Genomic DNA, 14,247 nt, shown 5'->3' with positions numbered 1-14,247 from the left:
ACAGCGACGGAGTTGACGCAGTAATGCGAAGGTTATCACAAAACGACTATCTGGTAATGATGGAGTAGATGTTACACCCGTTCCCATACCGAACACGAAGGTTAAGCTCTACATCGCCCATGGTACTGCCCGGGAAGCTGGGTGGGAGAGTAGGATGTTGCCAGGTTGCCTTTTATGGCGATTATTAGGGTTCACTAGCTCAGTTGGTAGAGCACATGACTTTTAATCATGTTGTCCGGGGTTCGATTCCCCGGTGAGCCATATTTTGCTATTGAAATTATGTTTTGGAAAGTGCATTTATTGCACTTTTTTTGTCTCTAGGAAATTATGTTTTTTGCCAATTGCAGGTAACATTTGAATAATGTTAAAATGCTCTTGCGGAAAGTAAAAAGATGAGCATTAATAAAAAACGTTACATCATATTGATGAAGTAATTAAAGACAGACAATAATAATATATTTTGAAGTTTGTGAATTAAGTGAGTTAGGCAACAGAAGTAATAAAATAAAAAAATTATATAAAGATTAAGAGATAAGTCATAAAAAGATAGTGACAGCAGGTGAACAAAATTAGTCGCCGGATGTCACTATCTTTTGTTCTATAAAATTTTTCTGTAAAAATTATCTATAGAATACGATATCACCTCTTGAGTTATAAATTTTTTATACGATAATATTAATGCTAGTTTAAATGAGACTTATATATTTACTTAAAATTAAGTGAAAATATACAATAAATGAAGATTAATAGCTTCTATAAGGAGGAATTTTATGGACTTTTCAACTATAATATTTTTTGTCGCTACGATTGCGGCTTTACTAGCATCATTTGCGATAGAGGGGGGCAAAATTACCGCACTTGTATCTTTAAGTCCAGCAATTATAGTTATAGGAGGAACTATAGGTGCTGTACTTGTATCATATCCTCTAAAAGATATAAAGAGTATTGGTAAAGTTTTCAAAGTAGTTCTTAATCCACCGAAGATAAACCTAGCTGATAGGATAATATTTTTTAGGGACTTATCATATAAAACAAGAAAAAATGGACTTCTGACTATTGAATCTGAAGTTTTAGCTAATGACGATATAGATCCGTTTTTAAAAAAAGGACTTCAGCTTGTAGTTGATGGTGTAGAACCAGCAACAATACAAAGTGTGCTTGAGATGGAAGTTGAGATGATGTCTGAACGTCATGTAAAAGGATCAGCTATGTTTGAATCAGCAGGAGGATATGCTCCTACAATGGGTATCATAGGAACGGTTATGAGTTTGGTAAATGTTTTAGGCGGCTTGGGTGGTGATTCAAGCGATTTAGGACCAAAAGTTGCTACAGCTTTTATAGCTACTTTATACGGAATATCTACGGCTAATTTATTCTGGCTTCCTATAGGAAACAGATTAAAAGTTATACATGAGGAAGAATATAATGAAAAAAGTTTATTAATTGAGGGAATAATATTAATTCAGACAGGAACTAATCCTAACACAATTGTTGAAAAGCTTAAAGGATTTTTAAACAAGAAGGAAATTGGACAATTTGAGAGCCAAAATAAGGGGATAGAGTGATGAGAAAGAAGAAAAAAGGCAAAGAGCCTAATGCTGAGAGATGGATGCTTACTTATTTGGACTTAATCACTTTGCTTATGGTATTCTTTGTTATCTTATACGCATCTAGTAATATCGATAAGGAAAAATTTCAGAATATCGCTAAATCTTTTAATATTGCCATGGGTGGCGGAGGCAGTCAAATGGTAGACTTGGGGTTAGATTCCACGAGCAAGGATGATAAGTCCGTACCTAATCAGGAAGTTAAAGATAGTGAGACTAAGGATGAAGAAACTCAGTCTAATGATGAAACGTACAACATGGAAAAGGTAAAAAAGGAATTGGATAAATATATGGTGCAAAATAAGCTTAAAAGTAGCGTAACCTCTGCCATAACTGAAAGAGGTTTAGTGGTAAGCCTTAAGAATACTGCATTTTTTGATTCTGGAAAAGCTACTATTAAACGTAAGTATAAATCTAAAATAGTTGCTATAGCTAAGATAGTCAATAAACTACCAAACTATATTAGAATAGAGGGGCATACAGATAATGTTCCGATACATACTAGCAATTTCTCATCTAACTGGAGTTTGTCTTCTGCGAGAGCAACTAATGTAGTAGAATTAGTAATTAAAAAAGCCCAAATAACTCCCAATAAGGTATCTGCTGGTGCTTTTGCTGATACTAGGCCGATAGCAAGTAATTCAACTGCTGCCGGAAGAGCTAAGAATCGTAGAATGGATATAGTACTTTTAAGTAGTAAGTTTAACTCTGAAGAAGAAGTTTCAAATTAGCTCATATTATTATAGATTAAAAGGAATGTTAAATACGTTCCTTTATTTTTTTAGTTTATAAAAGGCAGGATTAATGATATACTTTGGGTAGTAGAAGGTTTTGGGTAGCTTAAGTAAAATCTATGGTATATATTTATAGGAGGAGAATCCAATAAAATGGACACAATAATACAGGATTTGACACATCACATACTAGCTTTATCACCTCTAGCAGTGTATCTTATTCTATTTTTTTCGGCTTTTTTACAGATGACGGTTCCGCCATATCCAGGTGATACAATATTATTGTTATCTGGGTGTTTTAGTAGTATGGGTTTAAAAGCAATTCCGGCATTTACCTTTGGATCGTATGCTGCGGGAACATTATTTGCAAGCTATATGATATTTATACTGGGATATAGATATGGTAACGGTCTTCTTAAGTATCGTATCGTGAGAAAATATTTTTCTAGAAGAAATCAAAGAAAAATAAAAAAGTTAATCCTTAAGTATGGAGTAAGTATATTTTTTATATGCAAATTTGTACCAGGACTGAATGCCGTAACTATTTTATTTGGTGGTATATTTAAGTATAATCCGTTAGGTGCTATTATATCTATAACAACATCATCTATAATTCAGAACTTAATCTTTTTTATAATAGGTAGAAATATAGGATATAATGTAGATAAAATTAATAGGTTTCTGACAAATTATAGCAGGACAGTTTGGCTGATTGCTTTAGTATGCGGTTGTATCTATTTAATTTTCAAATTAAGGGGCCGCAAAAAAAAAATAGGATAAAAACAGAAAAAATAGGGAGTTTACTGTAAATTTGTGATATTATTATATTATATTATGTTTTACACATACATGAAAACGATATCAATAAAAATAGTGACTTATTTATTGTAAACCTATACATTAAAATACTTAATAATTATCATAGGTTATATTCTAAAATAATATAAACTCAGCATTAATATAATATAATATATAAAAGGATATATTTGGGTAATATTATTTTAATTATAACATATATAAACTAAGGTTATAAATTGTAGAAGGGGGAAGTTTATGTTAAAGAAGGAAATTATCGCAATGATATTAGCTGGGGGTCAGGGCAGCAGACTAGGGATGTTAACTAAAAAGATAGCAAAACCTGCAGTGCCTTTTGGCGGCAAATACCGAATTATTGATTTTACATTAAGTAACTGCTGTAATTCAGGGATAGATACAGTAGGAGTGTTAACGCAATATCAACCGTTAATATTAAACACACATATTGGTATAGGAAGTCCATGGGATTTAGATAGAAGAAATGGAGGGGTAAGTTTATTGCCGCCATACATGGAGGAGAACGGAGGAAAATGGTATAAAGGTACTGCTAATGCAATATATCAGAATATAGATTTTGTTGATTTATATGATCCAGAGTATGTAATAGTACTATCAGGTGATCATATATATAAGATGGATTATTCAAAAATGTTGGAGTATCATAAACAAAATAATGCAGATGCTACTATTGCTGTAATTGAAGTCACTACGAAGGAAGCATCAAGGTTTGGAATAATGAACACTGATGAAAATAATGTTATATATGAGTTTGAAGAGAAACCTAAGAAGCCTAAAAGTAATAAAGCATCAATGGGAATATACATCTTCAATTGGAAAACATTAAGAGAATTTCTAATTCAAGACGAGGAGAATAAGGATTCGAGCAATGACTTTGGAAAAAATATAATTCCAAGCATGCTTAATATGGGTAAAAAGCTTATGGCATACCCATTCAAAGGTTACTGGAAGGATGTTGGAACAGTAGAGAGTTTATGGGAAGCTAATATGGATTTAATCAAGGATGATAATAAACTAAATATTCATGATAATAACTGGAAAATATATTCTGTAAATCCGATAAGACCTGCTCAATATATAGGACCTAAAGCAGAAGTAAAAGGTTCAGTTGTGGTAGAAGGATGCGTTGTATTTGGACAAGTAATCAGTACCGTACTCTTCCATGGTGTATATGTAGGGAAAAACTCAAAGATAATTGATTCAGTAATAATGCCCAATGCTAAAATAGGTGATAATGTAACAATAAGGAAAGCTATTATAGGGTCTAATGCTATCATCAGGAAAAACTGTGTTATTGGTAACGGGGAAAAAATAACTTTAGTGAGTGAAGGTAGAGATATAAAAAAAGATACAGTTTTAGAGTAACATTTGGAGGTGTTATTTATGTTAAAAGATTATATGGGGATTGTGGATCTAAATGAAAGAGAAGATAATTTAAAAAATCTAACAAGAAATAGAACGGTGGCATCTATACCAATTGCTGGAAGATATAGAATTATAGATTTTGTACTATCCAATATGGTCAATGCTGGAATACAGAACATAGGAGTATTTACTAAAAGTAAATCTAGATCTTTAGTGGATCATATTTCGGGTGGAAGGCCATGGGACCTAGACAGAAAGAATGGTGGATTATTTGTATTTAACTTTGGATATGGAAATCCGTCGTTAGAAGATGTAGAAATGTTTAAGAATAATTTAGATTATTTAGAGTTGAGTAAGGAAAATAATGTAATACTGTCATCATCCTATATGATTTGCAATATAGATTATGAAGAGGCAGTAAAATACCATGAAAGTTGTGGCAATGATATAACGATAATTTATACTAAGGCCAAAAATTGTGCTGTAAATTTCTTGGATTGTGATACTTTGAATATGGATAGTACTGGTAAAATTATAAGTGTTGGAAAGAATATCGGTGTACACGATAATAATAATATATGTATGGAAATGTTTATTATGAAAAAACAGACACTTATAGAACTCATATATAAGTGTGTAGATACTGGAATATGCAGAAAGATAAAGCATGCAATATATAGGACAATTGATGATTATAAGGTAGGAACGTATGAATTTAAAGGATATGCTAAGTGTATAAATAATATTCAAGCTTACTATAATTTTAATTTGGATTGCCTTGATATTAAAGTTAGCAAGGAGCTATTCTTTAATAACGGTCTTATATATACAAAGGTTAAGGATGAAGCACCTACTAAATATTGTGAAAGTAGTAAAGTTACCAATTCTCTTATAGCTAATGGCTGTATTATAGAAGGAGAAGTTGAAAATTCAATTATTTCTAGAAGGGTGCATGTTAAAAAAGGAGCTGTAATAAAAAATTGTATTATAATGCAAAATTGCATTATAGGTAAAAGTGCAGAGCTTATTAATATAATTACTGACAAAAATATAAATGTCGGTGATAATAAGTGTTTAAGAGGAGATGAGGAAATCCCTCTAGTAATAGAAAAAGTACATGCTATATGATAGGAAAATATATAAATTTATTTTGGAGGCGATTAGATGAAAGTACTATTTGCTGCTTCTGAGGCACATCCTTTTGTAAAGATAGGGGGACTTGGTGATGTAGCTTTTGCACTACCTAAAGCTTTAAGAAAAATGGGTATAGACGCTAGAATTATAATGCCAAAGTATGGTGGTATAGCTGAACTTTTTAAACAAAAGATGTATACTCTTGCGACATTTAATGTACCTGTTGGATGGAGAAATCAATATGGTGGACTACAGTATTTAGAATATGATGGTATTCCATTTTACTTTATAGACAATGAATACTATTTTAATAGAAAAGAAGTATATGGACATTATGATGATGGTGAAAGATTCGCATACTTTTGCAGGGGTATTCTAGAGTCCATAAGATATATGGGGGACTTTAAGCCTGATATCATACATTGCAATGATTGGCACACTGCAGCTGTAGTACCCATATATAGGGATAGATTTCAGCATGAATGGCAGTATAACAATATAAGAACAGTATTTACTATACACAATTTGAAGCATCAAGGGAGATTTGGGAAAGAAATGCTTCCAGAATTACTAGGGCTTAACTGGAAATATTTTAATGATAATGGATTTGAGTATCACGGTGATATATCCTTTATGAAAGCAGCATTAAATATGGCAGATAAAATAACTACAGTAAGTGAAACTTACGCGGAAGAAATTAAAACGCCATATTATGGTGAAGGATTGGATGGTCTGCTCAGAAAGAGAGGATGGGATTTAATCGGAATAGTGAATGGTGTTGATACTGATATAAATAATCCGGAAACAGATAATGAACTATTCTATAAATATAATGGTGATAATTTAGAGAATAAATATAAAAACAAGGAAAAGCTTCAGGAAAAACTCCAACTTCCTGTGAATAGAAATATACCTATCATAGGAATGGTAACAAGACTCTTCGAACAAAAAGGCATTGATTTATTAGCTTGTGTAATGGAAGACATACTTCAAATGGAATTACAATTTATAGTGTTAGGTACGGGTGATAGTAAATATGAGGATATGTTTAGGTATTATGCAGCTAAATATCCGAATAAATTATCGGCTAATATATATTTCAGTAATGAATTATCAAAGCAGATATATGCAGGTTCAGATATGTTTATTATGCCGTCAAAATTTGAACCTTGCGGTATAGGTCAGCTAATGGCAATGAGGTATGGTACAATTCCAATAGTTAGAGAAACAGGTGGATTAAGAGATACTGTACATTCATATAATGAATTTACTGGAGGAGGAAATGGCTTTTCATTTAATAATTACAATGCTCATGATATGTTATATACAATTCAGAGGGCAGTAAAATATTATTATGACCATAAAGATATCTGGGAAAGTCTGATTAAAAGAGATATGTGGGAAGATAATAGTTGGAATAGGTCTGCTCGCAGATATGTTGAACTATATTCCAATATAATGTAAAATTACCTTAATAATAAAATCATGAACATACATAGGAGGTGGATATATGTACGTAGATAAAGAAACTATAAAAAGAGATTTTAAGAAAAAATTAACTTCAATGTTTGCAGAAGAAGTGGAAGAAGCATCTAATATTCATAAGTATCAAGCTTTAGCATCAGTAATTAAAGATTACTCTGCAGAGAATTGGATGAAGACTAGAAAGCATTATACTGAAAAACGTGAAAAACAAGTGTATTATTTTTCTATGGAGTTTTTGCTTGGAAGATTGCTAATGAGCAATATTATCAATATAGGTATAGAAAAAGAATGCCAATCTGCTCTTAAAGATTTAGGGATAGAGCTTAGAGACTTAGAGGAAGCAGAGATGGATGCAGGCCTTGGAAATGGTGGATTAGGTAGGCTTGCAGCGTGTTTCCTTGATTCAATGGCTTCATTGGGGATTCCAGGCAATGGATGCGGAATAAGATATAATTATGGATTATTTGAACAGAAGATAATCGATGGATATCAAGTTGAAGTACCAGATAATTGGTTAAGAGATGGAAACGTATGGGAAGTAAGGAAGCAGAACAAAGCTGTAGAGGTTAGGTTTGGTGGACAGGTAAAGCCATATTTTGAGGATAATAGATTGAAATTTTCACATGAGGATTACGATCCAGTTATAGCAGTACCATATGATATGCCTATAGTTGGTTATCATAATAATACAGTTAATACACTAAGATTGTGGAGTGCTGAACCAGTTACAGGAGAGTTTGACTTTTCATCTTTTAGCAAAGGTGAATATACAAAAGCTGTTGAATATAAGTCTCTTGTGGAATCAATATCTCAGGTACTGTATCCAGATGATTCAAGGGAAGAAGGAAGGATACTTCGAGTAAAACAGCAATACTTTTTTGTAAGTGCAGGAATACAAAGTATAATACGAACATACAAGAAGATGGGTGTTCCTATAAATAGATTGGATGAATATATTGCCATTCATATAAATGATACACATCCTTCAGTGGCTGTAGCCGAGTTAATGAGAATATTAGTGGATGAAGAGGAAATATCATGGGATGAAGCATGGAGAATCACAACCAATACGATGGCATATACAAATCACACAATATTAGCTGAAGCGCTGGAAAAATGGCCTGTAGAAATGTTTAAGAAGATATTGCCTAGAATATATATGATAATTGAAGAAATCGATAGGAGGTTCAGAGAAGAACTTTCAAGAAGATATCCAAATGATAGTAATAGAATTAGGAGGATGGCTATAATACGCGACGGTAGCATTCATATGGCACATTTGGCCATTGTAGGAAGTCATTCGGTTAATGGTGTTGCTAAACTTCATACTGAGATATTAAAAAAACAGGAACTATCAGATTTTTATAATTATTACCCATATAAATTTAATAACAAGACTAATGGAATTACGCATAGAAGATGGCTTATTCAGGCTAATCCTGAACTAAGTAACCTAATTGACAGTGCTATAGGAACAAAATGGATATATATGCCAACGGAACTTAGAAGGCTGATGAGCTATTCAAAGGACAGGATTTTTCAGAGTAAAATTGGGGCTGTAAAATATCATAATAAAATTAAGTTAGCTAATTATATTAAGGATAAGTATGATATAGATATAGATCCAAATTCAATATATGATGTGCAGATTAAGAGGCTCCATGCCTACAAGAGGCAGTTGTTAAATGTATTTAATATATTAAACTTGTATTATCAACTTAAGGAAAATCCTGATATGGATATAGTTCCAAGAACATTTATATTTGGTGCAAAGGCGTCACCAAGTTATTATCTTGCCAAACAAATAATTAAACTAATTAATACAGTAGCTGCAAAGGTGAATAATGATATTTCTATTAAAGGAAAGATAAAAGTCATTTTCCTTGCAAATTATAGGGTGTCCCTGGCAGAAAAGATAATCCCTGCAGCTGATGTTAGTGAACAAATATCTACAACTACTAAAGAGGCATCTGGTACAAGTAATATGAAATTTATGATGAACGGCGCAGTAACCATCGCAACCTTGGATGGAGCTAATATAGAGATAAAAGAAGAGGTTGGGGATGATAATATAGTCATTTTCGGAATGAAGGATTATGAAGTTATTAATTACTATAAGAATGGCGGGTATTCCGCTAGAGATTTCTATAATAATGATGCAAGGCTCACTAGAATTGTAAATGCGCTTATTGATGGTTCATTGAATGTCTCATCAAGTGAGTTTAAGATAATATATGATTCGTTAATCAATCATAATGATGAATATTTTGTGCTAAGGGATTTTGATTCATATGTAAAAGCTCAAGGCAGAATTGATGAATTGTACAAAGACAGCGTTAAATGGGAAGAAATGTGTATTTGTAATATAGCTAATTCCGGAGTATTTTCAAGTGATAATACAATCCTTCAATATTCAAAAGAAGTTTGGAACACAAAATCTTCTTTAATACTCTGATAAAATTAATATGATGTTACCACTTTACCATATTTTGCCTTATCAAGTATTTCAAGTTGTACTTTTCAGATGGTATATTTTAGAATCTTTAATGTGAGTGCATGAGAATATTTTATTATAGTTTGAAGATTTATCTTCAAACTAATTTTTTGTAGTAAAGTTTTTATGAGTTACTATATTAGTACATAAAAAGGAGTGTATTAATGTCTAGAAAGAAAATAAATTTAGTACTTATGATAACATGGATGATTGTTATTTTCGCTTTTTCTCAGCAGCCTGGTAATATGTCAAACGAAAATAATAGATTTGTAGTTGATATATTCAAAAAAATAAATATAGACTTAAATGAACAGCTAGGTAATATGTGTGATTTTGTAATTAGAAAATTAGCACATTTCACTGAATATTTTTTATTATATATTTTAAGTTTCAGGGTTTTACAGGACAGAAGAAAAAATTATAAGTTAAATTATATATACGCATTATTAATAGTTTTTTTATACGCTTGCACAGATGAATTTCACCAATTATTTATTCTTGGGAGAGAGGGTAAGTTTAGAGATGTAATTATAGATACTGCTGGTGGAACGTTGGCTATGATGATATTGTATCTGAAAGTAAGCTTGAAGAAATTAAAGTAATTGTAAAGTATCTCAATATTCACGGCTTAACTAAAAATTTTATAATGTATGGAAGAAATATGTTGTTATTTGTGATAAAAATATGGTAAATTATATATAAACTTACTGCAAGATGAAATCTTCTTGTAAAAATCGAGGTAGAGTATATGAATTCTTTTATTGCAAGGCAACCTATATTTAATAGAGACAAAGAAGTAATAGCCTATGAACTTTTGTACAGGGAAGATTATTTTAATTCTTATACTGGCAGAGATGGCGATAAAGATTCGCTTTCTGTTATAGCAGACTCTTTTTATAATATAGGTATTAATATTGTGACTGAAGGTAAAAAGGCATTTATAAATTTTACAAAGAATCTTATTGTTTCAGAAATAGCATTGCTTTTGCCTAGGGAACTGACAATAGTTGAAATATTGGAAAATATAGAGCCTTCAAGAGAAATAGTCGACTGTTGTAAAAAACTAAAGAGCAAAGGATATTTATTAGCATTGGATGATTTTGTGTTTGATAAAAAATATGAAGAACTTATACAATATGTTGATATAATAAAAGTAGATTTTACAATAACCAAAGGCAATGATAGAAAGTTTATTATGAATAAAGTTTCTAATAAAAAAATTAAATTTTTAGCTGAGAAGATAGAAAGCCTGGAAGAATTTAATGAAGCTTTAGAGTATGGATATGATTATTTTCAGGGATATTACTTAAGTAGACCAATCATAATATCACAAAAGGCTTTAAGTACTAATCAGAAAAAATCGCTTAAAATACTAAATAAAATTAGTAGAGCTTCTATAAGTATCGATGAACTTGAAAAAATCGTAGTTAGCGATCTAGCCTTGTCGTATAAATTTCTCAGGTTATTAAATTCTAGCTACTATGGATTTAATAACAAAATATATTCCATAAAACATGGGATGGTAATGCTTGGTGAAAAGGATATAAAGAATTGGCTGTTTGTTGTTCTTATAAAGAATATTAGTGATAAAGACAATGAAGAGTTTGTTAATATATCAGCTATTAGAGCAAAATTTGCGGAGTATATAGTAAGAGATATGGGAAAGTCGCTGCTAGCGGAAGACGCATATATAGCAGGTATGTTTTCTTTGATGGATGTAATACTTAATAGACCTATGGAAGAAATACTTAAAGAAATTAAATTAAAGGAGGATGTAAAAGAAGCTCTAATAAATAAAACAGGTTTTTTATATAATATAATTGAATTTATTTGTATGTATGAACAAGGGCAGTGGGATAAGATTATTAGTTTTTGCGCCAGATACAAAATAAGTGAGAACAAGGTAACTTCCCATTATTTGAAAAGTATTAAATGGCTAAAGGAAATATAAGTCATAGTATCATAAAAGTGCTGAAAAAATTCTGTAAAAACTCTCCATAACTGAAATGTACCAAGGGGTTTTAATCCAGTACTCCCTATTAACTCTATTACTTATACGAAGGTCTTTTAGAAATTGTTTTTCTAGAGAGATAGATATTTCTCTATCATATATTATGGCGCCGATCTCATAGTTAAGTTGAAAGCTTCTTATATCCATATTTGCACTTCCTATCGAACATATTTCACTATCTATCATTATTGTTTTTGAATGTATGAATGAATTTACATTATAGAAATAGATGTCTACATTACATGCCGCAAGCTCTTTTAGATAGGTTTTTGAAGCATAGTAGACAATAAAATGATCATATTTTCCTGGAAATAGTATCTTTACATCAACTCCACTTAATGAAGAAACTTTTATTGCTTCTAATATACTTAGGGAGGGTATAAAATATGGTGAACATATATATAAATGGTGTTTAGCCATGGATATCATTTTTAAAAATGCCTGCTCAGTTGATGGATATTTAGAATTAGGACTGCTTTTAACTGGCTGCATTGCTTTATTCCCATTTGCAGATTCAAGTGTTGCCAAGTAATTACTAATAGTATCTATATTTAGAGTATTTTGATTTTTACTTTTTACTAAGCATAAGTAATCTTCAATGAATATTGTTTGGAGTTGTAAAACGTAATCTCCAGTTATCATTAAGTGGGTATCTCTCCAGAAACCAAGTTTGCCCCTTCCTAAATACTCATCTCCAATATTAATGCCTCCCATAAATCCAATTATACCGTCAATAATAACAATCTTTCTATGATTGCGATAGTTTAATTTAGTAGAAAAAAACCGTAATATAGGGTTTAGAAAATACGAGTATTGCACAATTTCTACTCCAGACCGTTTTAAATCCTTTAGATATTTGGCTTTTATCTTCATGCACCCAATTTTATCTAATATGATTCTTACATTTATGCCTTCAAGTGATTTTCTGATAAGTATATCTTTTATTTCATTTCCAATAAGATCATCTCTCACCATATAGTATTCAATATGTATATAGTGTTTAGCATTTAGTAACTGTTTTTTTAGCTGAGAAAACTTTTGTTCGCCGGAATAAAAAATTTTTATAGAGTTATTTGTAGTTAGACAACATTGACTATTCTGTACTAGAAGGTTTACTAGGGGGGAATATGGTCCGTCTGGAAAAACAGGGTTATGTATAGGTATAATCTGACTTAAGTTTAGTTTCAGCTTAACATATCTATTCATATTACGCCAGTTTCGTCCTATGAATAGATAAAGAATTATTGCAATGGGAGGCAATGCAATAAATATAAGCAACCAAGCAATTGTTTTTTCAGGCTGCCTTCTTTCTAAAATTATAACTGTTATTAATATGATTGCATATATAAAAAATATAGAAGTCAAAACTGGATTCAAATGGAACACCTCCAAAAGTATCGTACACATGCTATGTGTATATATTTCCAAAATTGATATATAATTTATACATTTTTATTTATAAAAAACAAAAAAAGATATTGACAGTTAAATGTTTTGTAATTATAATAATTAAATGTAGCGGTCGTATTTGTAGATTGCTTTGGATCTTTAGCTCAGTTGGTTAGAGCAACCGGCTCATAACCGGTCGGTCCGGGGTTCGAGTCCCTGAAGGTCCACTTAATATGGGGGTATAGCTCAGCTGGGAGAGCACCTGCCTTGCACGCAGGGGGTCAAGAGTTCGAATCTCTTTATCTCCACTATAAAAGCCTATGAACTAATAATTCATAGGCTTTTTCTTTTATGGGAATATATCTTTGGGTGTATTCCCCTTTTTTTTATTGTATAGCAAACCCTTGTATGATAGTGGAAAATAGAATATAAAGCTTGGACTAACCTAGAATACAAAGAGTGCTATTTTTGATTTCCGTGCGGAGCTCATAGGAGCACAAGTTTACGCCTGAGATCGATCACGATTAACAGATTTTTTAGCAGTCAATAAGTTAATATAAGTAACGCTGGTTCACAATCTATCTAGAGTTTATATTACAATAATAACATTATAACTAATAAAATACTAAAATAAACAGTTCCTTGTGTATCAATATGCGAAATAGAGAGAAAAAATTAGAAAAAACTATTAAATCTTATATAAATTTGTCTAATCACACATAAGTAAATAATAGTCTAGTTCTAATATGATATTATAAAAAAGCTGTGAGGCGAACGAAGTATAAAACAAAATTTATTTGGAATAATAAGTTTGAAAAAATACTTCAAAAAAATATTGACACGAAAGAATCAACGTGTTAATATATAAAAGCTGCATGACGAGAGGCAAACAAATCAACTAAGGAAAGCAGTAAGTGAGTAATAAAAATGTAATTAAAGTTTATAATTTGATGAACATGGTCTTTGAAAATTGAACAGAGGAAAAAGGTAAAATAAACCGGCAATTCTGAGAGATCTCGAAAGAGATACTTGAGATGAAGTAAGTAAGAGCAAGACAAACTTTTAAATTGAGAGTTTGATCCTGGCTCAGGACGAACGCTGGCGGCGTGCCTAACACATGCAAGTCGAGCGAGAGACTTCGGTCTCTAGCGGCGGACGGGTGAGTAACACGTGGGTAACCTGCCTCATAGAGGG

The 14,247-nt window shown here is 31.4% G+C and carries 10 protein-coding genes, 3 tRNA genes and 2 rRNA genes; 14 read left to right on the top strand and 1 reads right to left on the bottom strand.

Annotated elements, in window-relative coordinates; all coding sequences use genetic code 11:
- The first annotated feature begins 49 nt into the window (after nt 1–49).
- From rrf to CLORY_RS20935, 11 genes are all read left to right on the top strand, one after another.
- A 5S ribosomal RNA gene (gene rrf / locus CLORY_RS20985) occupies nt 50–166 on the top strand.
- Between the two features lie 22 nt (nt 167–188).
- Nucleotides 189–261, top strand: a tRNA-Lys gene (locus tag CLORY_RS20980).
- Between the two features lie 509 nt (nt 262–770).
- Nucleotides 771–1,565, top strand: coding sequence for a flagellar motor protein (locus tag CLORY_RS20975; protein ID WP_079428209.1), 795 nt, complete (start codon nt 771–773; stop codon nt 1,563–1,565).
- Nucleotides 1,565–2,338: an OmpA/MotB family protein gene (locus CLORY_RS20970; RefSeq protein WP_079428207.1), complete on the top strand. Its 774-nt coding sequence runs from the start codon at nt 1,565–1,567 to the stop codon at nt 2,336–2,338. Before CLORY_RS20975 ends, CLORY_RS20970 begins: the two co-directional genes overlap by 1 nt.
- 156 nt (nt 2,339–2,494) lie before the next feature.
- Nucleotides 2,495–3,121, top strand: coding sequence for a DedA family protein (locus tag CLORY_RS20965; protein ID WP_079428206.1), 627 nt, complete (start codon nt 2,495–2,497; stop codon nt 3,119–3,121).
- Between the two features lie 273 nt (nt 3,122–3,394).
- Nucleotides 3,395–4,540, top strand: a complete 1,146-nt coding sequence (locus CLORY_RS20960) for a glucose-1-phosphate adenylyltransferase (RefSeq protein ID WP_079428204.1) — start codon at nt 3,395–3,397, stop codon at nt 4,538–4,540.
- Nucleotides 4,541–4,558: 18 nt separating this feature from the next.
- Nucleotides 4,559–5,668, top strand: coding sequence for a glucose-1-phosphate adenylyltransferase subunit GlgD (gene glgD, locus CLORY_RS20955; RefSeq protein WP_079428202.1), 1,110 nt, complete (start codon nt 4,559–4,561; stop codon nt 5,666–5,668).
- Nucleotides 5,669–5,704: 36 nt separating this feature from the next.
- The gene (gene glgA / locus CLORY_RS20950) at nt 5,705–7,138 is read left to right on the top strand and encodes a glycogen synthase GlgA (protein WP_079428201.1); all 1,434 of its coding nucleotides are present in this window, start codon (nt 5,705–5,707) and stop codon (nt 7,136–7,138) included.
- A gap of 46 nt (nt 7,139–7,184) precedes the next feature.
- Nucleotides 7,185–9,614 (top strand): glycogen/starch/alpha-glucan phosphorylase, encoded by a 2,430-nt coding sequence (locus CLORY_RS20945; protein ID WP_079428199.1) that lies wholly within the window; start codon nt 7,185–7,187, stop codon nt 9,612–9,614.
- A gap of 203 nt (nt 9,615–9,817) precedes the next feature.
- On the top strand, nt 9,818–10,255 hold the full coding sequence (locus tag CLORY_RS20940) for a VanZ family protein (protein WP_079428197.1): 438 nt from the start codon (nt 9,818–9,820) through the stop codon (nt 10,253–10,255).
- Nucleotides 10,256–10,401: 146 nt separating this feature from the next.
- Entirely contained in the window at nt 10,402–11,604 is a 1,203-nt protein-coding gene (locus CLORY_RS20935; protein WP_079428195.1) for an EAL and HDOD domain-containing protein, read from the top strand.
- 9 nt (nt 11,605–11,613) lie between these two features.
- Here the strand turns inward: CLORY_RS20935 and cls are convergent, their stop codons facing one another.
- On the bottom strand, nt 11,614–13,071 hold the full coding sequence (cls, locus tag CLORY_RS20930) for a cardiolipin synthase (RefSeq protein ID WP_079428193.1): 1,458 nt from the start codon (nt 13,069–13,071) through the stop codon (nt 11,614–11,616).
- Nucleotides 13,072–13,206: 135 nt separating this feature from the next.
- Between cls and CLORY_RS20925 the strand changes: the two genes are divergently transcribed.
- The 3 genes from CLORY_RS20925 to CLORY_RS20915 form a co-directional block, all read left to right on the top strand.
- Nucleotides 13,207–13,280, top strand: a tRNA-Ile gene (locus CLORY_RS20925).
- An 8-nt stretch (nt 13,281–13,288) separates the two neighbouring features.
- Nucleotides 13,289–13,361 (top strand) — tRNA-Ala (locus CLORY_RS20920).
- 755 nt (nt 13,362–14,116) lie between these two features.
- Nucleotides 14,117–14,247, top strand: a 16S ribosomal RNA gene (locus CLORY_RS20915); the annotation flags it as partial.

Origin of the sequence: Clostridium oryzae (genome assembly GCF_002029235.1) — a bacterium.
Classification (GTDB): Bacteria; Bacillota; Clostridia; order Clostridiales; family Clostridiaceae; genus Clostridium_AE; species Clostridium_AE oryzae.
Note: the sequence above shows the minus strand (reverse complement) of the source record. Positions and strands in the feature narration are given on the sequence as shown.